The organism is Providencia sp. JGM181, assembly GCF_018257375.1.
In the GTDB taxonomy this organism is placed as follows: Bacteria; Pseudomonadota; Gammaproteobacteria; order Enterobacterales; family Enterobacteriaceae; genus Providencia; species Providencia lanzhouensis.
Map to the genome: position 1 here is coordinate 22,588 of NZ_JAERJY010000006.1, position 24,821 is coordinate 47,408.

General features: G+C 45.3%; 21 protein-coding genes. 8 read left to right on the plus strand and 13 right to left on the minus strand.

Translation table 11 applies throughout. From position 1 onward, the window contains the following. Positions 1 to 13 precede the first annotated feature (13 nt). Complete coding sequence (eutH, locus tag JK188_RS02195; protein WP_036952538.1) at positions 14 to 1,264, minus strand: ethanolamine utilization protein EutH; 1,251 nt, start codon at positions 1,262 to 1,264, stop codon at positions 14 to 16. A gap of 35 nt (positions 1,265 to 1,299) precedes the next feature. After that, positions 1,300 to 2,739, minus strand: a complete 1,440-nt coding sequence (locus JK188_RS02200) for an FGGY family carbohydrate kinase (protein WP_036952535.1) — start codon at positions 2,737 to 2,739, stop codon at positions 1,300 to 1,302. Between the two features lie 242 nt (positions 2,740 to 2,981). Between JK188_RS02200 and JK188_RS02205 the strand changes: the two genes are divergently transcribed. From JK188_RS02205 to JK188_RS02220, 4 genes are all read left to right on the plus strand, one after another. After that, the gene (locus JK188_RS02205) at positions 2,982 to 4,382 is read left to right on the plus strand and encodes an NAD(P)/FAD-dependent oxidoreductase (protein ID WP_211887793.1); all 1,401 of its coding nucleotides are present in this window, start codon (positions 2,982 to 2,984) and stop codon (positions 4,380 to 4,382) included. Next, positions 4,379 to 5,608 carry an NAD(P)/FAD-dependent oxidoreductase gene (locus JK188_RS02210; RefSeq protein ID WP_211887794.1) on the plus strand — a complete coding sequence of 410 codons (1,230 nt, stop codon included), beginning with the start codon at positions 4,379 to 4,381 and terminating at the stop codon, positions 5,606 to 5,608. Before JK188_RS02205 ends, JK188_RS02210 begins: the two co-directional genes overlap by 4 nt. Before the next feature lie 35 nt (positions 5,609 to 5,643). Further along, positions 5,644 to 6,420: a DeoR/GlpR family DNA-binding transcription regulator gene (locus tag JK188_RS02215; RefSeq protein ID WP_051422679.1), complete on the plus strand. Its 777-nt coding sequence runs from the start codon at positions 5,644 to 5,646 to the stop codon at positions 6,418 to 6,420. Positions 6,421 to 6,534: 114 nt separating this feature from the next. Beyond that, the gene (locus JK188_RS02220; RefSeq protein WP_036952526.1) at positions 6,535 to 6,888 is read left to right on the plus strand and encodes a DUF1937 family protein; all 354 of its coding nucleotides are present in this window, start codon (positions 6,535 to 6,537) and stop codon (positions 6,886 to 6,888) included. Between the two features lie 74 nt (positions 6,889 to 6,962). On the opposite strand, the gene ybaL is transcribed toward JK188_RS02220, so the two are convergent. Together ybaL and JK188_RS02230 are read right to left on the minus strand one after the other, a co-directional pair. Next, entirely contained in the window at positions 6,963 to 8,711 is a 1,749-nt protein-coding gene (ybaL, locus tag JK188_RS02225) for a YbaL family putative K(+) efflux transporter (RefSeq protein ID WP_036952523.1), read from the minus strand. 296 nt (positions 8,712 to 9,007) lie between these two features. After that, complete coding sequence (locus tag JK188_RS02230) at positions 9,008 to 10,222, minus strand: MFS transporter (RefSeq protein WP_249215531.1); 1,215 nt, start codon at positions 10,220 to 10,222, stop codon at positions 9,008 to 9,010. 283 nt (positions 10,223 to 10,505) lie between these two features. On the opposite strand from JK188_RS02230, the gene ushA reads away from it, so the two are divergent. Next, positions 10,506 to 12,176: a bifunctional UDP-sugar hydrolase/5'-nucleotidase UshA gene (gene ushA, locus JK188_RS02235; RefSeq protein WP_036952517.1), complete on the plus strand. Its 1,671-nt coding sequence runs from the start codon at positions 10,506 to 10,508 to the stop codon at positions 12,174 to 12,176. Between the two features lie 46 nt (positions 12,177 to 12,222). Here ushA and ybaK read toward each other — a convergent pair whose 3' ends face one another. The 4 genes from ybaK to copA form a co-directional block, all read right to left on the minus strand. Continuing rightward, positions 12,223 to 12,702, minus strand: a complete 480-nt coding sequence (ybaK, locus tag JK188_RS02240; protein WP_036952167.1) for a Cys-tRNA(Pro)/Cys-tRNA(Cys) deacylase YbaK — start codon at positions 12,700 to 12,702, stop codon at positions 12,223 to 12,225. Between the two features lie 35 nt (positions 12,703 to 12,737). Then, the gene (locus JK188_RS02245; protein ID WP_211887795.1) at positions 12,738 to 13,544 is read right to left on the minus strand and encodes a TraB/GumN family protein; all 807 of its coding nucleotides are present in this window, start codon (positions 13,542 to 13,544) and stop codon (positions 12,738 to 12,740) included. Positions 13,545 to 13,708: 164 nt separating this feature from the next. Further along, entirely contained in the window at positions 13,709 to 14,281 is a 573-nt protein-coding gene (locus tag JK188_RS02250) for an HdeD family acid-resistance protein (protein WP_036952163.1), read from the minus strand. 144 nt (positions 14,282 to 14,425) lie between these two features. After that, a complete protein-coding gene (gene copA, locus JK188_RS02255; protein WP_211887796.1) occupies positions 14,426 to 17,164 on the minus strand; it encodes a copper-exporting P-type ATPase CopA in 2,739 nt (912 codons plus the stop codon). A gap of 117 nt (positions 17,165 to 17,281) precedes the next feature. Here copA and cueR point away from each other — a divergent pair, with 117 nt between their 5' ends. Then, on the plus strand, positions 17,282 to 17,692 hold the full coding sequence (cueR, locus tag JK188_RS02260; RefSeq protein WP_036952159.1) for a Cu(I)-responsive transcriptional regulator: 411 nt from the start codon (positions 17,282 to 17,284) through the stop codon (positions 17,690 to 17,692). Here cueR and JK188_RS02265 read toward each other — a convergent pair. From JK188_RS02265 to tesA, 5 genes are all read right to left on the minus strand, one after another. Beyond that, the gene (locus JK188_RS02265) at positions 17,646 to 18,125 is read right to left on the minus strand and encodes an NfeD family protein (RefSeq protein ID WP_132496721.1); all 480 of its coding nucleotides are present in this window, start codon (positions 18,123 to 18,125) and stop codon (positions 17,646 to 17,648) included. The genes cueR and JK188_RS02265 overlap by 47 nt on opposite strands. Further along, on the minus strand, positions 18,122 to 19,072 hold the full coding sequence (locus JK188_RS02270; protein WP_036952154.1) for an SPFH domain-containing protein: 951 nt from the start codon (positions 19,070 to 19,072) through the stop codon (positions 18,122 to 18,124). The genes JK188_RS02265 and JK188_RS02270 overlap by 4 nt, the downstream gene beginning before the upstream one ends. A gap of 13 nt (positions 19,073 to 19,085) precedes the next feature. After that, positions 19,086 to 19,943 carry a co-chaperone YbbN gene (locus JK188_RS02275; RefSeq protein ID WP_036952152.1) on the minus strand — a complete coding sequence of 286 codons (858 nt, stop codon included), beginning with the start codon at positions 19,941 to 19,943 and terminating at the stop codon, positions 19,086 to 19,088. A gap of 63 nt (positions 19,944 to 20,006) precedes the next feature. After that, positions 20,007 to 20,792 carry an SDR family oxidoreductase gene (locus JK188_RS02280; protein ID WP_211887797.1) on the minus strand — a complete coding sequence of 262 codons (786 nt, stop codon included), beginning with the start codon at positions 20,790 to 20,792 and terminating at the stop codon, positions 20,007 to 20,009. Between the two features lie 121 nt (positions 20,793 to 20,913). Further along, entirely contained in the window at positions 20,914 to 21,549 is a 636-nt protein-coding gene (gene tesA / locus JK188_RS02285; protein ID WP_036952149.1) for a multifunctional acyl-CoA thioesterase I/protease I/lysophospholipase L1, read from the minus strand. Between tesA and ybbA the strand changes: the two genes are divergently transcribed. After that, positions 21,517 to 22,203: a putative ABC transporter ATP-binding protein YbbA gene (gene ybbA, locus JK188_RS02290; protein WP_036952147.1), complete on the plus strand. Its 687-nt coding sequence runs from the start codon at positions 21,517 to 21,519 to the stop codon at positions 22,201 to 22,203. The genes tesA and ybbA overlap by 33 nt on opposite strands. Further along, positions 22,200 to 24,647 carry a putative ABC transporter permease subunit YbbP gene (gene ybbP, locus JK188_RS02295; protein WP_211887798.1) on the plus strand — a complete coding sequence of 816 codons (2,448 nt, stop codon included), beginning with the start codon at positions 22,200 to 22,202 and terminating at the stop codon, positions 24,645 to 24,647. The genes ybbA and ybbP overlap by 4 nt, the downstream gene beginning before the upstream one ends. Positions 24,648 to 24,821 lie beyond the last annotated feature (174 nt).

A 24,821-nucleotide genomic window follows, 5' to 3' on the forward strand; every position in this document is an offset into this window, starting at 1 on the left:
ATGATGCTAACTATTACGCTTCTTTGGCGATCCCCGCAGGGTGCTCAGCTTTAACCGCCTCAACCGCTTTCTCATCTTCTTGTTCATAGCGCATCGCTTGTGGAACAGAGATTTTAATCGCAATAAATACCGCTAAGAAACCGCCCACTAATTTACCTAACAGAATTGGTAGCACCAATGTGGGTTGGAAGTTTGCGGTAAAGGCTAAGTGGTCGCCAATCGTCGCTTGAGCACAGACCCCAAAGGCTACGCACAACACTTTATCCCTTGCACGCATTTCTTTGAATAAGTGGTAAGTTGCAATGATATTTGCCATCACCATGATGAAACCCAGAGAACCTGTATCGCTCAGTTTTAATCGGCGGCTGAGTGCGCTGACTAGTGGCTTGCAGTAACGTTGGAACAGGTAACAGATAGGGAATGTACCTGCGAGCATGATCCCGATATAACCTGCAATCTCGATCGCACGGAATAACTCATTTTGATCGGCAAATAGTGGATCGAATCCCCAAGCCCCAAAGACTTTACTAAATACGCCGGTAAAATGTTCCACAATGGAGAAGGCTAATACTAATTTCACGAATGCATCCATGATCTTACCGAAGATCAGAAAGCCCGTAACCATTAGCATTGGACGATATTTTAATCCCGCAGCCAGCAAGAAACAGAAAACGAATAGCGGCATTAAATATTGCAGCATCGTCAAGAAATCAAGGGTGAGTTGATGAGTGGCTGGGGAGTTAGTCGAAATAATATCGCGAACAGGGATATTATTCAGTGTGATCAACAGCAATGAAGCCAATACCCCGAATGGGATTGAGATCAATCCTGCCATTGCCCCTAAGGCTAAATATTTGTGATCTTTACGATTTAACATCGTTAAACCAACGGGGATCAGATAAACAATGGTTGCCCCAGAGGTATAACCGATCAACATCGCAGTGATCCACATATCGCGATTCGTCGTTAAGGCGTCTGCTAACTGATATCCGCCCATATCTACCGCGATAATGGATAGTGCTGCGATAGAAACATCAGAGCCAACAGAGCTAAATACTGGTCCTAAGATGTAAGATATCAATTGTGAAAGTAGCGGAACGGCAGCCATGATCCCTGCTTGAGCGAGAAACACGGGACCAATAGAAAAAATACCGTTTACAAACTCTTTTCCGAGGTCGCTGGCAGGTCTGACAATCGATGCAACAGCGCCAATCACGGCGCCGCACATGATTAAGTAGATAATATAGTTTCCGAATTCGGCCATAGTAGGGTTTCCTTTCTTTTTTATTGTTGGAAGAATTAATTTCTTAGCTGGCGAGAACGGGCAATAATGTCGCGATACTGTTCCATTACGCCTTGCATGTTGGTGCCGTCTGGGCGCGTGACACTGGTGTTGCGTCGTATCGCCATTTCATGGCTTATTCCCAAACCTTTACGAGCAAGCAAGGCAGCCCCGAGTGCTGTGACTTCACGATTTGCTGGTGCTTCAATATTTTTTTGTAATAAATTGGCTAAAAACTGCTTAAAGTACTGATTTGACGATAACCCTCCATCGACTGAAATGGACTGACCTAATGGAGAGATTTTCTCCATTGCGAAAATAACTTCGGCGGAGCGGGCGGCTATTCCTTCTAAGACCGACTGCATCATATCTTTCTTATCGGTATCTAATGAGAGTCCCGCCCATAAGCCGGCAGCGCTGCGATCCCAATAAGGACAGCCTAAGCCTGAAAGTGCAGGTACAAACGCTAAACCACGTTTAATCGCGGGTTCATCACGAAAATCTGAAAGTTCATCAAAATCCTCAAATAGGCCGATTTTACGTGCCCAGTTGATTGCTGAGGCGGCGTTATACACACCACCATCTAAACCGAAAACAGGGGCTTCACCTGGGAATTTCCAGCAAAGTGTGGGTAACAATCCGCTTTGATGAGTTTGTGGGATATCGCTCCCCGTCAAGGCTTGCAAGAAGGCGCCAGTACCAAAGGTAATCTTGGCATCTCCTTTTTGGCGGCAACCATGACCAAATGTTCCAGCAAATTGGTCGACAATAATGGCGGTCACTGGCGTGAGATGCCCGTCGAGATTGACAGCACCAAAGTCACCGATATTGTCACGCAGCGGTGGCAAACAGTGGATTGGCACCCCAAAAATTTCACACAGCTGTGGATCCCACTCGAGGGTATGAATGTTGAGTAAAGAGGTACGTGATGCGGAGTTATAATCCGTCACAAAAACATCGCATAAACGGTCAAGGAAAAATGCATCCATAGTGCCTATGCGTAGGCGGTTTTTATCCGCAAGGGATTTAGCCCCTACCACATTCTCCAGAATCCATCCCATTTTACTGGCTGAAAAATAAGGGTCTAAGGGTAGTCCCGATTTTGATTGGACAAGCGGCTCAAGCCCCGCATCTTTAAGCTGCTGGATGGTTTTTTCAGTACGCAGATCTTGCCAAACAATCGCGTTATAAAGGGGGCGCTTGGTCTGAGCATCCCACGCAACAATACTTTCGCCTTGATGACAAATACCAATAGCATCAACAACTTCACAACTATTTAGACACTTGATGATGTTCGTTAGGATCTCTTCAGGATCGTGCTCAACCCAACCACTGTTTAAGGTGATTTGCTTGTGTGGAATACTCATCGGGGAATGGTAATGGCCGCCTTCTTCAAAGACGACGACCCGGGTTCCCGTTGTTCCCTGATCGATAGCGGCATAACGTTGATTGAGCATCGCTGAATTTCCCAGTGTTATAAATGTTGTAAATAGGTTTGTTTTTTTGCTTACTATCGTTTAATCGGAAATAAAATCCACAAAAAACTCACAATAACTTCTGTGAATGTGAGAACTGTCACAATAAGATAACAATGTGAGAAGTTTTTGGAGTGTTATTGTGATTTGTGTTGTTTTATGTATTGAGGTTGTGGGAATTATGTGGTTTTATGTGTCCAAGTTTTATATTAAGGATTTCAGCCATGAATGCTAATAATAAAAAAATGTGGGATGTCATTGTCATCGGCGGGGGTGTCATTGGCTGTGCAGTGACCCGAAAATTCACATTGATGGGCGCTAAAACTCTGCTGTTAGAGCGTGGTGGCGATATTTTATCAGGAGCAAGTAAAGCAAATAGCGCGTTGTTACATACCGGTTTTGATGCCACACCAGGGACATTAGAATTGGAATGCATGCAAGATGGGTATCAGGAATTCATTGATATTAGAGAAAAAATGAATTTACCGTTACTCAAAACAGGCGCGTTAGTCGTGGCTTGGAACGAAGAGCAGCTCAATAAGCTGCCGGGTATTGTAGAGCAAGCACACACTAACAACGTCATGGATGTGGGAATAATAGATAAAGAAGAGCTTTATCGTCGAGAACCTCATTTAGCGGAGGGTGCGCTGGCAGCGGTTGAAGTTCCGGGTGAATCGGTAATTGATCCATGGAGCACGCCACTGGCGTATTTAACTCAAGCCGTAAAACACGGTGCAGAGTACCAATTTCATTGTGAAGTGACTGCGGGTGAGCTAAATGCGGGAATTTGGACATTATCCACATCAAAAGGTGAGTTTTCTGCCCGATTAGTGATTAACTGTGCCGGTATTAATGGGGATATCGTGGAATCTATCTGCCACCCATCACCATTTGAGATTAAACCGCGTAAAGGTCAATTTTTGGTATACGACAAAGCAGCAGCGGCAGATATCAATGCGATCATTTTGCCAGTACCCACCGCGATTACTAAAGGTGTTCTGTTATCGAAGACCATTTTCGGTAACTTATTGTTAGGCCCAACAGCGGAAGAACAGCAAGACCGCTGGAAAGCGGAAGTGAAGCAAGAGGTCTTGCAAGCTTTAATCGACCAAGGCTCACGCATGTTGCCATCACTGCATAATTACAGCGTGACGGCCACCTATGCCGGATTACGCCCCGCCACGGAAGAAAAATATTATCGAATTAATGATTATCCCGAAAAGCAGTGGATATGTGCTGGGGGAATTCGCTCAACGGGCTTAACGGCAGCGTTGGGGGTCGCCAATCACTTAGGGAAACTTTACCAAGAGAATTTTGACGCATTATTTGAGCTATCACCGCCAACTGAATTAATTTGGCCTAAGATGCCGATGCTCTCTGAATATGATGAACGTGATTACCAATGTAAAAATAATGGCGGCATTGTGTGCCATTGTGAATTAGTGACTCAACGAGAAATTGAAGCCGCGTTTGATTCTGACATTCCACCAGAATGTTTAGGCGCACTTCGTCGTCGAACTCGCGTCATGATGGGGCGTTGTAACGGTTTTTATTGTAGCAGTCAGGTCGCTGAAATTATTAACGGTCGCTTTGACAATACCTTAGCGGTGGAGGCAGTGAAATGAGCTTAAATTACGATGTGATCATTATTGGCTCAGGGCCGGCGGGTATCGCGGCAGCACAAACATTACGTCGCCGTGGTATTCATAATATTGCGATTTTAGAGCGTGAAGCCCATGCAGGTGGTGTTCCTCGTCATTGCCAACATCCCACTTTCGGTTTGTTAGTGTTTAAACGCCCAATGAAAGGCAACCTGTTTGCGGAAAAAATTGTTAATAATTTAGGGGATACACCAATACTAACGCGTTGTACTGTGACGCAATTACAACCTAATGGCACTTTAACAGTCACAACTCCTGATGGCGTGGTTGAGATGCGCGGTAAACGCATTTTGATTGCAACAGGCGTTCGCGAAACACCACGTCACCCACGCTTAGTTTCTGGCTTGCGCCCTCAAGGTATTTTAACTGCGGGTGCGCTACAACAATTTGTCTATTTAAAAGGGCAAAAACCGTGTTTGAACCCAGTGATCGTTGGCAGTGAGTTAGTCAGTTTCTCTGCATTATGGACATTAAAAAATGCGGGCGTAAAAGCGAAAGCCATGATTGAAAGTGGCGAACGAATTCTGGCATTCAAGCCGGCTTCATTGTTTGCTAAAGCCATGGGAACCCCAGTATATGTGAATAGCAAAATCACCGAAATTGGCGGTTTAGAAAGAGTCGAATATGTGATGGTGGAAACTGCAGGGCAAATACGCAAAATTGAGTGCGACTCTGTGATTTTTACCGGGGGCTTTGTGGGCGAAAATACGTTAATTCGTAAAAGCCACCTGAATTTTGAGGCTAGTACAGGCAAACCTGTTACTGACCAGCATAGCCGCTGTTCTGATGGTAGTTATTACGCGGCGGGTAACATGCTGCACCCTGCGGATATGGGGGATCAGTGCTACCAAGAAGGTGAGATCACCGGCGGGTATATTGCAGATGATTTATTAGCCAATCACCATCAAACGGATGTACAGCAAGGAAATAGATTGCCGATTCGATTTGCTGAGCCAATTCGTTTTACGGTACCTGCATGCATCAACATGTCCGAAAATACGGCGAAAAATGTGGATTTCAATATTCAAGTCAACATGGCGATAACGGGAACAATCCGTGTGATGGCAGGTAATACCGTGCTGTATGAAAAGCATCGTCGCTGCTTACCGACTCGTCGTATTTTGCTGAAAAATATCGATTTAACAAAAATCCAAGCGAGTGCTACTGAAATTACTGTCACTGTTGTATAGTGCTGGAAATGTTAAATGGTCAGAAGGATTAAACTATGTGTGAGGGACGCTCCTCAAAAGTACGACACCAAACCATCATTGAGATGTTATCGACTCAAGGTCAGGTGTATGTACAGGAGCTTGCAACGCATTTTAATGTGGCGCAAGAAACTATCCGCCGTGATCTGAGTAAGCTTGAAACTCAAAAATTATTAAAGAAAGTTCACGGTGGGGCTGTCAATATTCAGTCTAAATTTGAGCGTAATTTTACAGAACGAGCGCAAGCTGCGGTTGATGAAAAGAAAGCGATAGCAGCAAAAGCGGCGGAATTAATTAAGCCCGGAGACACACTGTTTATTGATTTTGGTACGACGACCTTTGAGTTTAGCCAACGCATTAAGTCGATTGATAATATAACGGTGATAACAAACTCACCGTTGTTAGCGAGTACATTGCAGGAAAACCCTACCATCGAAACGATTTTGATTGGTGGGCAATTTAATGCGGCACAAAATGCCTGCTTAGGCGCAATCGCATTAAAGAATATTACGGAATTTTTCGCAGATTATGCGGTTATCGGCGCTGGCGCTTTTCATCCTCAGCATGGTGTGATGGATCAACACGTTGATGAGGCTGCCATTGCACAAAAAATGCAGGAAAACAGTGATAAGCTGATGGTGTTAGCTGATGGAACAAAAGCCCATAAGCATGCGATTAACTTTGTGGCTGGGTGGGATAATATTGATTATCTCATTACTACCACTAAAGACTTTAAATTAGCTGAAAATAAAAAACGCCCGAAAACCAAAATTATTATTGCAGATATTCTGTAAGCCATAAAAATCAAAGCATTACCCATTTAATTTATACCCTATGGAAAATAATTCATGTATTTTTCATAGGATTACTTTGCTCAAAATTCGTTAAATACGACACTAGGAATTAAAATGAAACTTTATTTTATTGCGTGCCCATATTCTGATCCTGATAGCAATGTTGTGGAAATGCGTTTTCAAGCTTGTACCCAATATGCAGCGGAATTAGCGCTTAAAGGAATTGCAACCTATAGCCAAATTACCATGACTCACCCGATCAATCAGTACTTAGCTTCGCAAGGGCAAAAAGTGGCATGGTCAGCGATTGATATGGAATTTTTAAAGCGTTGCGATGGTTTGATTGTTCTGACGCTGGCGGGATGGGAAAAAAGTGGTGGTGTTGCCGCAGAAATTCAATTCTTCAAAGATAAAGGTTTACCTGTGTGGACTGACAGTGAATTTGCTGAACAAATGCTGAATTCATAATAAAAAAAGCCGTAACGTTAATCAGTTACGGCTTTTTTGTTTTCAATTAAAAATGAACTTAATTGACACTGAACTTAGTGGCTCGGTTTTAGATACTCATCCAAATTTTTGCCATCTGGGTTGTGATTATCTTTATCCTTATCATCTGGGATAGCACAACCAAATTCAGCCACATCATTGCACATTAACGTGGTGATAGATTTTGCAATCTCATGTTCACCAATAATAATGTGGTCTGCACCGCGTTCTCTAATAAAGCTGACTTCATCATCATAGTGGGCGCGTACGACCACGGTGATATTCGGATTCAGCTCTTTGGCGGTAGCCACAATTTCACCTGCTTCATAACCGTTTGGAATGGTTAGTAACAGGGATTTTGCACATTCAATACGGGCAAGGCTTAGGATATCTTTACTAGCACCATTACCTAAGATGGCACTGAAACCATTTTCAGCCAGCTCTTCAAAGCGTGCACGGGTATCTTCAACCACAACCAGTGGGATTTCACGACGACGCAGTTTATCAGCCAGCATGCCACCAACGCGACCGTAACCAACTATCACTGCATGACCACAAATATCCACTGGGATCTGAGTCTCTTCTTCCAGTGTTTCTTCCAGAAGCTGCTCTTCGATGGTCTCGGTTTTTTCCAGATATTTATCCAACAGGCTGAATAACACTGGGTTTAGCATGATAGAGACAATCGCACCGGCTAATACCAAGTTTTGAGCGTCTTTATCCATTACCCCGAGTGCCAGACCCATTCCCGCCAAAATAAAGGCAAACTCACCAATTTGAGCCAAGCTGACAGAAATGGTTAATGCGGTACGGCGTGAGTGCCCAAACATGCGTACGAGCACCAGCGCGGCGGCAGATTTACCAATAATAATGATACCGAGAACAGCGATGATCCCTAACGGTTGCTCAATGAGAACCACTGGGTCGAATAACATCCCGACAGACACGAAGAACAGTACTGCAAACGCATCGCGTAGCGGTAAAGTGTCCTGAGCCGCACGATGGCTCAGCTCTGATTCATTCAGCACCATGCCTGCGAAGAATGCGCCTAATGCGAAGGAAGCGTCAAAAATCGCGACAGCAGCATAGGCGATACCTAATGCAAGCGCTAAAACCGCAAGCGTAAACAGTTCACGAGAACCTGTTGATGCTGTGCGAGATAAAATCCATGGGATAACTTTTCGCCCGATGACAATCATAATGACGATAAAGGCAACGACTTTACCGATTGTCCATCCAAGGCTCATGGCTAATTCGCCAAAACTGGCTTCATTACTATCCATGATCCCTGCGGCAGCAGGTAACAGTACCAAGGCGAGAACCATGGCTAAATCTTCAACGATTAACCAGCCAATAGCGATTTGCCCGCGTTGACTTTCAATGAGTTGCCGCTCTTCAAGTGCACGTAGTAATACAACGGTACTTGCTGTTGACAGACAGAGACCAAAGACAATTCCCGTAAATACGCCCCAACCGAATAACATCGATAAGCCAAGACCTAATAAAGTCGCGACGGCTATTTGAGCGATGGCGCCGGGGATGGCAATTGCTTTTACGGCTAATAAATCTTTCAATGAGAAATGTAGACCAACACCAAACATCAAAAGAATAACCCCGATTTCAGCGAGTTCAGGGGCTAGGGTGGTGTCTGCAACAAAACCGGGGGTAAAAGGACCCGCTAATACACCCGCGGCAAGATAACCGACAAGTGGCGAAATTTTTAAGCGCTGCGCGAGCATGCCTAATATATATGCAAGGGCGAGACCACCAACAATGGTTGTAATTAAGGGCGTTGAATGCTCCATTAAGTCTCCTCTGGTTTGTTTATGAATAAAAAGGTGGGTACATGCCTTTGGCTTTCAAAATGTTGATGACGTTAATCACCATTTTGAAATACAAATTGCGTGTTTATCTATTTTAGCGGTTTTGAAAACAAATTTCTTTAAAAAATTGCCTAGTTTCTAAAAAAAAATCGAGCTGATAGGGCTAAATCGTTACAAGCTTTTTATTTTAGTCGTTTTTATGGAAGTCTTTTGTGAAATAAAGGAAGGGTTATCCATACTTATAAAAACATAAGTATGGATAAAATAAGGTAATAAGCCTATTTGTTGTTTATATTTGGTAACAATACAGTAAAAATACCCAATAATGGTAGAAAGGCACAATATTGATAAACTTGCTCAATGCTGGTTTGGTCAGCAATATGACCCAAGACAGCGGCACCAACGCCCCCCATACCAAAGGCTAAACCAAAGAATAGCCCTGAAACCATCCCTGTTTTACCTGGGATCAATTCTTGTGCGTATACCAAAATAGCCGAGAATGCTGAGGCTAAAATCATCCCGATAATCACCGTCAGGACGCCCGTCCAGAAGAGTGACGCGTGAGGTAAAATCAACGTAAATGGGGCAACGCCAAGGATAGAAAACCAGATAACATACTTACGCCCAATTTTATCGCCAACAGGACCACCAATCATGGTACCCGCCGCAACGGCGAATAAAAATACAAACAAGTGAATTTGAGCGTTTTGTACTGAAACACCAAACTTATCGATTAAATAGAAAGTGTAGTAGCTGCTAATGCTCGCTAAATAGAAATACTTTGAGAAAATTAAAACTAATAAAACGCTGAGCGAGCCAACCACGACTTTGCGAGGCAGTACTTTAACTTCTCCGTGAATAACAGGCTTTTTCTTTGCAGCGCGATGCTGCTGTTTATACCAACTGCTAACTTGCAAAAGAATAATAATGGCGAGTAGTGCCGCGAACGAGAACCAACCGATGTTGCCTTTACCATAAGGTTCAATGATCAGTGCGGCAAGTAGAGGACCTAATGATGCTCCGAGGTTGCCGCCCACTTGGAAAAAGGATTGGGCTAAACCATGGCGTCCACCAGATGCCATCCGTGCGACTCTTGATGATTCAGGATGGAAGACAGAAGAGCCAGTACCCACTAACGCAGCGGCTATCAAGATGGTTGGGAAGGTTTCTGCCATCGCTAATAGCAGTAAGCCCGACAAGGTAAAGCTCATGCCTATCGGTAAGGAATAGGGTTGAGGGTGTTTATCCGTGTAATAACCAATAATCGGCTGTAAAAGTGATGCCGTGACTTGGTAAGTGAGGGTGATCATCCCAATTTGAGCGAAGCTAAGGGAAAAATCAGATTGTAATAAGGGATAAATCGCTAATATTAGCGACTGGATCATGTCATTTAGTAAATGAGAGACACTGATTGCCGTCAGGATACTGAAAACGGTTTTCCCCGTTTTATTGGCGGGTTTGGCGCCGCCATTCGCTGCTGTTTGCTCACTCATGATCATCACTTTAGTTTGTTGCGTAATTGTAACCAATATAACTAATATAGAAATTATTTAAATGGCAATATGAGTGGCATGGGTAAATTGATGGAAAATATTAGTCGATCCAGATCTCATTTCTTTGTAACAGCGTTCTGTTTGTGCATAGCCGCTCAGATCTTGCCGTCATTTTTATGCTATAAGACTGAGTCTATTAACACATGGCTTATTAACTCATAAGCTTATTACGCATAAAAAACTACGTAATCGGTAGAGATTTCTATACCAGCAGGGAGAATGTATGAAACTGACATTTAAGGCATCCGCATGCGCATTAACTGTCTCGTTAGCGCTGTTACCCGCAGCGATGGCAAATGCGTGGGAAAAAGATAAAACCTACAACATCACTATTTTGCATACTAACGATCATCATGGTCATTTTTGGCACAATGAAAAAGGTGAGTATGGATTAGCGGCACAAAAAACCGTGGTTGATGAAATTCGTGACGAAGTGGCGAAGCAAGGCGGCAGTGTTTTATTACTCTCTGGTGGGGATATTAATACCGGTGTACCAGAGTCTGATTTGCAAGATGCTGAGCCTGATTTTAAAGGGATGAATTTGGTAGGCTACGATGCGATGGCACTTGGTAACCACGAATTTGATAACCCGCTAGAAGTCCTCAAGCAGCAAGAAAAATGGGCAACGTTCCCATTCTTATCTGCCAACATTTATCAAACCAGCACAGGTAAACGTCTGTTTAAACCTTATCAAGTCTTTGATAAGCAAGGTGTAAAAATTGCTGTTTTAGGCTTAACAACTGACGATACCGCGAAAATCGGTAACCCTGCGAACTTCCCTGATGTTGAATTCCGAGTCCCTGCCGCTGAAGCCAAAAAAGTGGTGGAAGAGCTACGCGCGACTGAGAAACCAGACATTATTATCGCGGCAACCCATATGGGGCACTACGATGATGGTAACCACGGTTCTAACGCACCGGGGGATGTGGAAATGGCGCGCAGCTTACCCGCGGGCTATTTAGATATGATAGTGGGTGGTCACTCACAAGACCCTGTTTGTATGTCTCAAGAGAACAAAAACTACAAGCAAGAAGACTATGTGCCAGGAACGCCATGTGCGCCAGACAACCAAAATGGCACCTGGATTGTTCAAGCCCATGAGTGGGGTAAATATGTAGGTCGTGCCGACTTTGAATTCAAAAACGGTAAATTCACCTTAAAACACTATCAGCTGATCCCAATTAACCTGAAGAAAAAAGTGAAGAAAGACGACGGTTCATCGGATTACGTCTACTACACACAGGAAATTGCGCATAACCCTGAAATGACAAAATTGCTAACCCCTTATCAAGATAAAGGCGACCAGCAATTAGGCGTGAAAGTCGGTTCAGTGGAAGGCAAGCTGGTGGGTGACCGTAATAAAGTGCGCTTTGAGCAAACCAATATGGGGCATTTACTACTGGCGGCTCAAAAAGAGCGTGCAGGGGCTGATTTTGCCATCATGAGCGGCGGCGGCGTGCGTGATTCCATCGAAAGCGGCGATATTACCTATAAAGATGTCCTGAAAGTTCAGCCATTTGCTAACGAATTAGTGTATGTGGACTTTAAAGGCGAAGAGGTTCTGCCATATCTGCAAGCGGTCGCTAACATGAAACCTGACTCAGGTGCTTACGGTCAGTTCTATAATGTGAGCCTGACTCTGAATGCCGATGGCACAATCAGCGACGTGAAGATTGATGGCAAACCCGTCGATAAGAACAAAACTTACCGTATGGCGACATTAAACTTCAACGCGATTGGCGGTGACGGTTATCCAGCTATCGATAATCATCCAAACTACGTCAACACCGGTTTTGTGGATGCGGAAGTGCTCAAAGGCTATATTGAGAAACATTCTCCATTAAAAGCTGCTGATTACGAGCCAAAAGGCGAGATTGTTTATAAAAATAAATAATCGGTGATAAGTATGAAAAAGCCCCTTTATTGGGGCTTTTTGTTTTTTACGATTCTTTCTTAATATCCGCAAAGCTGGCATTTAACACACTTGCCAGATCGCTTGGGGCGAGTTCTAAATCCAAACCGCGCTTGCCACCGGAAATAAACATAGTCGTAAATTCTTGAGCTTGGCTATCAATCACGGTCGGAAGGCGTTTTTTCTGACCTAATGGGCTGATCCCACCCAGCAAATATCCCGTGGTTTTTTGGGCAATTTGCGGATCGGCCATTTCCACTTTTTTGACTTTAAATACCTTGGCGACAGATTTGAGATCGAGCTGCCCAGAAACTGGGGTGACAGCCACCGCTAAGGTTTTTTGATCGCCATTAAGCGCGACTAATAAGGTTTTGAAGACTTGCTTGGCATCTAAGCCTAATTTTTGGACGGCTTCATCACCAAAATTACTCTCATTGGGATCGTGATCATAAGGGTGTAGCGTGAATTTAATTTTTTGTTTTTCCAGTAATTTTACTGCCGGAGTCATAATTATTCCTTTTCTTTTTTAATGACTGGATTTGATCAATTATCGCTTCGTAAATAATCAATTAAGCTCTGTTCACCAAACAAATGCAGTGCGCCTACAGCGACCACATAATTACCCGCAGGCAAGGTTTTCAGTTTTCTCGCCCATTCCTGATTGCGTTGAGTCATCAGCACATTATAAACCCCTTTGCTGAAGGTATTCGGTAATGTAACGCAATTTTCCGGTTGAAAATCCAACCACCAGCTAATCATGGTTTGCAAGGAGCGGGCATTGGCGCGCCAATGAATTAGGGTATCTTGCAATAATGGCAAACCATCATCGGGTAAATCGAGCAGTAATTGCACTTGGGAGTCTACACCTTCTAGCTCAATGATGGGCTTATTTTGGGCTAGTGCGTTATGGATCAGTTGGTAGTCAATTCCATAGTGACCTCGTAAACCCAATAACTGCGCTTGTGTGGCTTGCATCGTCAGGGCGACTTGCCAAGAGGGAAGATGGTCAAACTGAGTGGGGGATTGACGTATCTCTTGGCAGTATTGCGAAAACAGGGCAAATTCGGTGTCCGTTAATCGCTGGGAAATCGGCGCTATCAAGGCTGTAGACGTTGGGAAAGGTGAGTTTGCTTGCGTGATATCCGCCTCAACAATCAGCCCATCTGCGTGGTTGATTTTATCGAGCAAAGTGGCGGATAAGGGAAACATATTTTCGGTTCCCATATGAATACTGCCGACAATGTGCAGCTTTATATTATTAGGTAAGCGAACATCAACAGCAGGATAAGGATAATTCGGAGCCACTCCCCGGTGCAGCCAACTTTTTAAGTTTTCGAGTAGTTTTCCCATCTGATATTTATCCTGATTTAACGACTGAGATAAACAGAGTAAACAATCTTGTGGGAATTTGCGAATCACACCGCACGATACGGTCTATTACGAAGAATTGCAGATAAAAAATAGCGCCTCATCATCAGGCGCTATTCATTATATTGCGTGAGTCATTATGCAAATTAGTCTTTGCGCTTTAATAGGCTTAATAGAGAGAATAAACCAAATGCACTGAAAATTAATTCGATACCGATTAATGCGGTTAACAGCGCAATCGAGGTAATAGGACCATTGCCAATTAATAAGTAAGCAATAAAGAAGTCCAGAACCCCGATAATAATCTGCATCCAACCACCCGCAGATTTAATTTGTTGGATACCGGCATATAGGCGCATTACTCCGCCAATAATAAACAGCGCCGCAATCACCATTGCCATGGCGATTAAGCCCTGTAAAGGCTCTTTGATAAATGCATAACCGACGATGCAGTAAATAATCCCGATGACAAACCCAAAGAGGCGAGACCAGCCCGTATAGATAGTGGTGCTCAGGATGCTCACAATGGCACCGACACCACTTAAGATTAATAGCACGCCCACAATAGCACTGACGGCAATACCAGAGGCAACTGGATTAGCTAAACAGGCGATACCACCTAGCAGTAATAACACGGCGAGAACCGCCAAAATATTACGTTGCTTTTTCACGTCACCATTGGCTAAGTTGGTGAGCTTTTCGCGATTAATATTTAACATGGAACCCTCAAACAGTGAAAATAATTAGAATCACTTAATTATAGAGCAGGAATGATAAAGGCACTGAGGTATTCGGGCGATTTATTGCGTTGAGTCAAAATGTTGGAAAAGCCACCTTTAGGGTTTAAAGGTGGCTTGATAAGGCTATTTTTCAGGTTTGAAACGTAATAAACGGTTGGCGTTGCTGACCACGGTAATGGAAGAAAGCGCCATGGCGGCTCCTGCCACAACCGGGTTTAATAGTGTGCCAGTAATTGGGTATAAAATACCGGCGGCAATCGGAATACCTAACGAGTTATACACGAAGGCACCAAACAAGTTCTGTTTCATATTACGCAGCGTTCCTTTGGAGATAGACACTGCGTCGGCAACGCCGTGTAGGCTTTGGCGCATTAAGGTAATTGACGCAGTTTCAATCGCAATATCACTGCCGCCACCCATGGCAATCCCGACATCCGCACGAGCAAGAGCGGGAGCATCGTTGATACCATCACCCACCATTGCCACTTTATGACCTTTGGCTTGCAAAGCTTCAATCGCCGCAGATTTTCCGTCTGGCATCACACCCGCAATCACTTCGTCAATTCCCGCCTCTTTGGCGATTGCTTTGGCTGTGACTGGGTTATCCCCGGTTAGCATCACTAAGCGGAAGCCTTGTTTATGCAGACGGGCGAGGGCGCTGACACTATCTTCACGCAATGGGTCGCGAATAGACAGCAGTGCCGCAATCTGACCATCAACCGCCAATAGCACCGGCGTAACCCCAAGAGATGCTTGCTGATGGAGCGTTTCATCGATTTCACGGGTATCAATTTGGTTTTCAGTCAGCAGTTTTTGATTGCCAAGTAAAACGGTTTTGCCTTCAACAACCGCGGTGACACCTAATCCAGCCAAAGTTCTAAATTGCTGATTGGCAACAATATCCAGCCCTTTTGCACGGCTAACAATTGCACGAGCCAGCGGGTGGTTAGAACCACTTTCGAGGGACGCCGCAAATTGCAGAGCTTGTGACTCATTAAAACCGTTGAACAGGTGAATATCAGTAACTTGTGGCATGCCCTCAGTTAAGGTACCCGTTTTGTCAAAGACGATGGTATCGAGCTCGCTAGCTTGCTGTAAGGCATCGGCATCACGCACCAATACCCCAAACTCTGCGGCGCGACCGACACCGGATATAATCGACATCGGCGTTGCAAGACCTAAGGCACACGGACAGGCAATAATCAGTACCGTGGTCGTGATAACCAGCGCGTAGGTAATTTGTGGAGCGGGACCCACGAAATACCAAATTGCCCCTGAAATTACTGCAATAGCCACCACCACAGGGACAAACACTGCCGAAATTCGGTCAGCCAATTGCCCGATTTGCGGTTTACTGCTTTGCGCTTGGCGGACTAAGTGAATAATACGCGCTAACGTGGTTTGGCTACCCACTGCGGCGGCGCGGAATAACACGGTACCATCTTGCACAACGGTGCCTGCGTGCACTGCATCGCCACGGCTTTTTTGCTGCGGGATAGGCTCACCCGTTAGCATCGCTTCATCTAACCACACTTCGCCTTCAATAATTTCGCCATCGACAGGGACACGATCCCCTGTGGTTAAGCGTAACACCATGCCTTGTTTCACTTGGGCTAGGGGCATATCGACTTCCCCTTGTTCGGTAACAACGCGGGCCGTTGGTGGCGTTAAATCCAATAACCGCTCTAAGGCTTTGGAGGAACGCTGGCGTGCGCGTTGCTCAAGGGCATGACCTAAGTTAATCAGACCGATGATCATGGCGCTGGCTTCGTAATAAAGATGGCGAGCTTGTTCTGGGAACATCTCAGGCCAAATATTGACGACAATCGAATAGAGCCAAGCTGCCCCAGTACCTAAGGCAACCAAGGTATCCATGGTGGCGCTGCCATTTTTTAAGCTTTGCCATGCACTGCGATAAAAATGTCCACCTGCAAAAATCATTACCAGCAGCGTTAATACCCCGATAGTGAGCCAAATGTTGTGGTTATCAGCGCTTAACATCATGTTGTCGCCGATCATCCCCCAAATCATCACGGGCACACCTAAAGCAAGGGCTAGCGCAGATTGCCAACGGAAGCGGCGCATATTCGCTTGAGCCACCTCTTGCTGGCGTTCACGACGCTTAGCTTCATCTTGGATGATTTCAGCGCCATAACCTGCTTTTACGACCGCTTCAACGAGGTCATCGGGCTTAGCGGTTCCTGTGACTAACGCACTGCGTTCCGCTAAGTTCACTCGTGCGTTTTCCACGCCAGGTACGCTATTAAGTGCCTTTTGCACTTTACTGACGCAGCTGGCGCAGGTCATGCCATCGAGTAATAATTGAATACTGTCATCGGTCACTGCAATGTCAGGCTGTTCGCCAAGGTCAGACTCTTGTGCCGGAATATCACAAACTGCCGCTGAACCCGTTTCCGGCTGTTCAATTGATGTTTTCAACGGCTCAGTTTTTGGGGAGCTAGCACCTTCTTGGGCAAGTTCTGCGTGGAATCCTGCGCCTTCTACCGCGGCGATTAAATCAGCTGCAGAGGCAGTGCCATAAACTTTCGCCAGTTGAGTATCTACAACCGCGGCAGCAACGCCTTCAACAGCTTCTAATGCTTGCTGGGTTTTTCCTGCACATTTCATGCAGTTTAAGCCAGAGAGTTGCAATTCAACATTTGGCGCAGTTGCTTCAGTGGCTTCATAGCCTGCATCGACAATGGTTTGAATGAGGGATTCGACGCTAGCGCTGCTTTCAATCACCGCGTAATCAATCGTGACGTTGACTGATTCAACATCAGGGCGTGCTTGCAGTGCTTTTGTCACGGAGCCGACGCAATGCATGCAGCTCAAACCTTGTAAGGATAGAATTATTTTCATTTTTGATTCTCCGAGCCTTCTCATAACGAGGGGCTATAATTTGTACACAAAATCAGTCTATAATCCGCTATGTAGTTAAGGTTAAACCTTCCCACAAGGGGAAGGTCAAGGGGAATTATGAATATTAGTGAAATTGCCAAAAAAACCGGTCTGACTGCCAAAGCAATTCGCTTTTATGAAGATAAAGGGCTGATCACACCACCGGAACGCGGGGATAATAGTTATCGCTATTATCAAGCCAGACATCTCGATGAGCTGATGCTTTTAAAACAAGCTAAAGATGTGGGGTTTACGCTGGACGAGTGCGGGGAGTTGCTGGGATTGTTTCGTAATCCAAGCCGCCACAGTGCGGATGTGAAAAGTGCGACGATAGCGAAAATTGATGAAATTCAGCAGACGATTTTAAAGCTGTCGGCTATTCGGGATACGTTACAAGAATTAGTGGATGTCTGCCCCGGTGATGAAGGGGCAGACTGCCCGATTATTGACCATCTGGCGCGTGGCTGTTGTCACCATGGTAAGGCTTAACTTTTAGGGTGTTTCCGTCTACGGCGGTTACTTCCACTTCAGCTTCCGCTTTTAATGGGACGTCGCTGTATATGCGCCAACTGCCATCGGCGAGGCGCACGCGGCTAAACCCCTCTTCGGTATCAGTTAGCAAGCGTGCCCTAACACCAACCAGCTGGTGGCTGATTTGGTTGACATCATCGGCACGGCTGGCTTTGCGGTGGCTGAGCCATTTTCGCCATAAAATCGCAGAAACGACGGTAAATACCGCAAATAAGATACCTTGCCATTCCCAACTGAGGAATGGCAATGCAAAGGTGAGCACCCCAACGGTGACGGCGGCAATGCCGGACCAAAGTAGGTAGCCACCTGTACCAAGAAGTTCAGCAATCAGCAGTAATCCCCCAAGACATAGCCAAAACCAGACGGGTTGAGTGCTGATAAATTCTATCATTCTTTAGCCTGCTTTTTGCTTGCACCCATTTTTTTGCTTTCGCCAATGAGTTCAGTGATCCCACCAATCGCGCCCATTAAGTTGCTGGCTTCTAATGGCATCATGATCACTTTGCTATTTTCTGCCGAGCCAATGCTAGTAAGGGCGTCAGTGTATTTTTGTGCCACAAAGTAGTTGATAGCCTGCATATCACCGGCGGCGATCGCCTCAGAAACCATTTGAGTCGCTTTGGCTTCTGCTTCAGCCGCTCGCTCACGCGCTTCTGCTTGTAAGAAGGCAGATTGACGTTCACCTTCCGCTTTCAAAATTTGCGACTGCTTTTCACCTTCCGCTTTTAAGATAGCCGCTTGACGAATACCTTCCGCTTCCAGAATATCGGCACGTTTGGTTCGTTCTGCTTTCATCTGGGCGTTCATCGCACTGACCAGTTCTTTTGGCGGTTTGACATCACGAATTTCAATACGGGTGATTTTTACGCCCCACGGGTTGGTGGCTTCATCCACTACGTGCAGTAAGCGACCATTGATAGAATCACGCTGGGAGAGCATTTCATCCAGCTCCATCGCCCCAAGAACCGTACGGATGTTAGTCATGATCAGGTTCAGAACGGATAATTCTAAATTACTGACTTCATACGCCGCACGCACTGGGTCAATTACTTGAATAAAGCAGACTGCATCAATGGTCACGTTGGCATTATCACGAGAGATAACTTCTTGGGATGGAATATCAAGGACTTGCTCCATCATATTGATACGGCGACCAATTTTATCCATAAATGGCACTAAAAGGTGTAAACCCGGCTGTAAAGTGCGGGTATAACGCCCAAAGCGCTCAACTGTCCACTGGAAGCCTTGTGGTACCGTTTTTACGCAGGTGGTAACGATAACAACAGCAATAATGACAAGAATAACAACTGGTAGCGCACCAGACGCGAACAAATCCATAGGTAATCCTTAACTAGTAAAGTAATGAATAAACTTGGCGACGGAACTTGCTCGCAAGTGCATCACCTGTTCCCATTGCTGACATGATATCCATCATGGTTTTTTTGATTGCGCCATCCCCTGCGTTTAAGTCTTTGCGTAAGAAGGTGAGCAGCATGTCTAACGCTTCTTCATTGCGATTGACTTCGTGAAGCTTTAACGCCAGTTGAACGGCTAACGTAGTATTTTCTTGATCTTGATTGAATTCTTTTATCAGCTGCTGAATTTCTGGGGTATCCGCAGCTTGCTTGGTTAATTCGATTTGAGCCACTAATCCTTGATAACGGCTGTCTTTATCTTGCATTGGCACGGTAGCTAACAAGGCTTCTGCATCATCAATTAAATGTAGACCAATTTGCACTTCAGCTAATAAGAACGTGATATCGCTGTTTTTAGGCGCAAGTTGGTTGGCTTCTTTCAGTAATGGCAGAGCCTCTTGAAGTTTGCCTTCCGCCACTAATTCAGCGGCTTGCGCAGCTTTTAACTCTTCTGGGCTTGGTAATACGCGAGAGAGTATTTGCAGCACAGCTTCTTCAGGCTGTGGACCTTCGAAGCCATCAACTGGGCGACCATTTTGCAGCACATAAACCGTTGGAACGCCTTTTAAGCCAAACTGGCTGGCGATCATTTGTTCTTCATCGCAGTTAACTTTTGCGAGGATAAATAGCCCTGCGTAGTCTTGAGCAATACGCTCTAACATGCTGGTGAATTCTAAGCTTTGAGGGCTGCGTGGTGACCAAAAGTAGAACATGACAGGCATGTTCATGGATTGTTCGATGGTCTGGTGTAGGTTGGTCTCGTTAATATCAATAATTTGTGCGTTAGCTAGCATAAACAGTCTCTTTAAAATTCGTTATTAATCATGTCAATGAAATGGGGGCTTAGTTCTGTTTTTTCAATCTTTCTTGCCCTGACCCGCGAGGACTTTGTCCATTAGCTTATCGGGTAATACACGTTTTAGTATACGCACAAAAACCGTTAATAATGTGACAGAGTAGCGTACACGTGGACGCGGACTCTCTAATGCCAAAATCAATTTTTTGACCACATCTTCAGGATATAACGTAAATTTTGCGGCAATCCCCGGATTTTTAACTGGCTTATCTTGCTGAGTTTGCGCCACATTTTGGGTAAAGGCACTGTGGATGGGACCGGGCTCAATTAAGCTGACGTGAATACCAGAGCCTTGTAATTCCAAACGCAATGCATCTGACCAAGCTTCCAACGCGTATTTACTGGCGGCATAGGCTCCACGACCTGGCGTTGAGATAATGCCCATCACGGAGCTAGTTTGCACAATACGACCTTCATGGTGTGGCAGCATGGCGGGAAGCAGCAGGAAGGTCAATTGGTGAACTCCGAAAAAATTACTGGAGAATTGGGATTCCAATTGCTGGCGGCTCACGGTGTTCAATGGGCCATATACCCCGAATCCGGCGTTATTGAATAATCCGAAAAGTTTTCCATTACAGAGCGTCAGAACCTGCTGAGCAGCGGTCTCAACACTTACCGGGTCATCTAAATCTAACGTCACGGTTTCGAAGCCAAGTGATTGTAATCGTTCAATATCAGCCTGTTTTCGACAGGTGGCTATCACATGATAACCACGCTGTTTTAAAGTCTGCGCAGCGCTCAACCCTATGCCACTTGACGCCCCTGTCACTAATACCGTTTTTTGCATAACTTTACCTACTCTGGGCTAAATGTTCGCTATCATATTGGTTCATTATAATTTATTTACCCAACAAATTTATTTGGCTAATAACTTTATTATTGTTAATAAGGCTATTTGGTTAATAACATTATTTTGTTAACAAATAGGGCGATAGCTGTTTTTCCATAAAATCTGCAATCGTGGGCTGGGCTTGCTCAGTGGGATGAATACCATCAGGTTGGATCCATTCCGGTTTGGTGATCACGCTTTCCATAAAAAATGGGATCAGCGGAAGGTTATTTTTTTCAGCCAGCGTTGGGTACACTTTTTCAAAGCTGGATGTATAGCGTTTACCATAGTTTGGCGGGATACGAATTTGCATTAAGAGCGGTTTAGCACCATTTTGCTCTATTTGGTCGATAATCTGTTGTAATGTTATACCTAACTGTTCAACAGATAGCCCTTGCAAACCATCATTAGCTCCCAGCTCAATCAGCACCCAGTCAGGTTTGTGCTGGGCTAGAAGAGTGGGGAGACGTTCTAACCCTTGAGAGGCGGTATTTCCACTAATACTGCCATTAATAACTAAAATCGGTGGCGACTTTTTTTGCCAACGTTCGGCAAGTAATGTTGCCCAAGCTTGCTCGGCGGGTATTCGATAGCCTGCACTAAGACTATCGCCGAGGATCAATAGTTTCGTTGCCGCGAGCGTTTGTCCGCTGGCGGTAACTAACAGGAGAAAAACCAATATATGTCGGCGCAAAATATTCTTGAAGTTCATCATCTCATTAAACGTGTTGGTCAAGGTGAACATGAACTGACTATATTGCAAGGAGTCGAGCTAATTGTCGAGTCTGGTCAGACAATTGCTTTAATTGGTGAGTCAGGTTCAGGAAAGTCCACCTTATTAGGCATTATTGCTGGGTTGGATGATGGCTCTAGCGGCACCGTGAAGTTACTTGACCAAGACTTAACGACCATGGACGAAGAAGCTCGGGCGCGATTACGGGCGCAAAGTGTCGGCTTTGTTTTCCAATCTTTTATGTTAATTCCAACGCTGAACGCCCTTGAAAATGTCCAATTGCCTTCTTTACTGCGCGGTGAATCCGAAACCAAGAGTCATCAGCAGGCGGTGAGCTTACTGACGGATTTAGGGTTAGGAAATCGCTTAAAACATATGCCAGCTCAGCTTTCAGGCGGTGAGCAGCAGCGTGTGGCATTGGCTCGGGCGTTTAATGGTCAGCCTCAAATCTTATTTGCTGATGAACCTACAGGAAATCTTGACCGCCATACGGGAGATAAAATCGCCGATTTGTTATTTGCGATGAATAAAGAGCACGGTACTACGCTGATTTTGGTTACCCATGACAATGAGTTAGCCGCCCGCTGCCAACGTCGATTACGGTTAGTTGATGGGCAATTGAGGGAAGAGTCATGATTTGGCGCTGGTTTTGGCGTGAATGGAAAACGCCGTCTTTGTTGATTGTGTGGCTAGCATTAACCTTGGCAGTCGCCTGTGTGCTGGCGTTAGGGCGGATCAGCGATCGCATTGAAAATAGCATGAGCTATCAGAGCCAAGAGCTACTCGCGGGGGATTTGGTGCTGCGTTCTTCCCATCCGAGTGAGCCAGCATGGCTTGCCGCGGCGCAGCAAGCAGGCCTGACATTGAGCCAGCAAATTTCATTTTCAACTATGGCGTATTCTACCGCTGATGAAGAGGGGCGTCCGCAATTAGTGTTAGTTAAGGCGGCAGATGCGAGTTATCCACTATACGGTGACTTAGTGACCGAGCCTGCGGGGTTAAAACCCACTAAAGGGCATATTCTCGTCGCCCCGAGATTATTGGAATTACTGAACTTAAAGGTTGGCGAACAGATTGATATCGGCGATGGGACGTTTACGATTTCAGGGACGTTAATTCAGGAACCTGATAGTGGTTTTAACCCCTTTCAAATTGCGCCAAGGGTGTTGATCTCGATTGAGGATGCACCATTAACTGGGGCAATTCAAGTGGGAAGCCGTTTAACGTATCGCGATATGTTTGCGGGTTCTCGCCAAGCGATTGATGCATTCAAAGAGAAATATGATGCTCAATTACGTAGCGATCAGCGCTGGTATACCCTGGATGATGACAGCGGCGCGGTCGGGAAAACCTTTAAGCGTGCTCAGCAGTTTTTGCTGCTATCGGTGTTGCTAACGCTGTTATTGGCGATCGCGGCGGTAGTGGTGTCGATGACCCATTATTGTCGAAGCCGTCACCAGCTTATTGCGGTTTTGAAGACCTTAGGGGCAGGCCGAGGTGCATTACGTAAGTGGATCATTGGTCAGTGGTTAGTGATTTTAGTGGCAGCGGCATTATTAGGGTCTTTGCTGGGGCTGGCTTTTGAAGACATTTTAATGCAGATATTGTCGGCTATGTTACCTAAAGCCTTGCCGAGCGCCAGTTTTTGGCCGTGGATATGGGCAGTGGCAACGCTGTTTATTATCGCGATTATTGTGGGGATCCGTCCTTACTATCAATTGATGGGAACCCAGCCTTCTCGTGTATTACGGGAAGATGCCAAATCACCAATTTGGCCACTGTATTATTATCTGCCTGTGGTTACGTTGATTGTGGTCGGCGGGTTATTCCTGTTTGCGGGGGTAAACCCACTGTTATGGTCAATCTTACTGGGGATTGTCGTAGTAGCAGTGCTTCTGGCATTGATTGGTTGGCTAGGGTTGTGGTTGCTGAGAAAAGTGCAGTTTCGCCAGCTAAGCCTGCGTTTATCAGTAAGTCGCTTATTGCGTCAGCCACTGCAAACTATCACGCAGATGAGCGCATTTTCACTGTCATTTATGCTATTGGCGTTGTTGATTTTGGTTCGAGGGGATCTTTTAGATCGCTGGCAGCAGCAGCTACCCGCGGATAGCCCGAATTATTTTCTGATCAATATGACGCAGTCTCAGCTTGATCCTGTTACGCAGCTTTTAAAGCAGTACGAGGTCACACCAACGGAGTTTAATCCGGTTGTGTTAGCGCGTTTATCGGAAATTAATGACCAGTCTGCGATGGAGTGGGCGGATGCGCGTGATCCCAACAATAACACGGTTAGGCGAGAGCTAAGCTTAACGTGGCAATCAACATTGCCGCCTGCAAACGAGTTAGAGCAAGGAACTTGGCCACCAAAAGCGGGGGAAGTTTCCATTGAGCAAACTGTTGTTAAAGAGTTAGGACTAAAAATCGGCGATAAATTGACGTTCAATGCGGGATCGCAGATCTTCACAGCAAAAGTTAGCAGTATTCGTAAAGTGGACTGGGAAAGTTTGCGCCCAAATTTCTACTTTATTTTTGCGGAAGAAACGTTATCGCCAATGCCAGAAACATGGTTGAGTAGCTTCCATTATGATGGCGATGGGCAGTTGTTAACCCAGCTGAGTCATCAGTACCCAACTATTAATGTGTTGGATACTGGCGCTATCATCACGCAAATTCAGCAGATTTTACAGCAGGTCAGCCAAGCTTTAGAAGTGATGGTGGTTTTGGTGATTTTCTGTGGCTTATTATTGTTGCTCGCACAGATTCAAGTGGGTATGAGCCAACGAGAGCGTGAGCTGGTGGTGTATCGTACTCTTGGTGCGAGCAAAAAATTGATGCGCCGTACTTTATGGAGTGAATTTGCTTTACTCGGCGCAATGGCGGGGCTTGCCGCGGCATTTGGAGCTGAAGTGGCACTATGGTTACTGCAAACTAAGGTCTTTGATTTCCCGTGGCAGCCAGAATGGCGCCTGTGGGTGTTATTGCCGCTCTGTGCTGGGTTCTTGTTATCAGTGTGTGGCGGTTGGTTGGGGCTGCGATTACTCGGCACTGGCAATCAGCATCGCCGATTATCGAACGGTTAATGGGATAAAAAAATAGAATAGCCACGAAGGTGGCTATTCTATTTAAAAATGAAAATCGGATGCTTGAGCTTCGCTGTATAGATTTTTTAAGTTGATGTATCCGACATCAAATAAATATTATTTTGTTAGTGTGATTGGTTAAACGAACTGTCTCTAATCCTTCACAAAACCTTC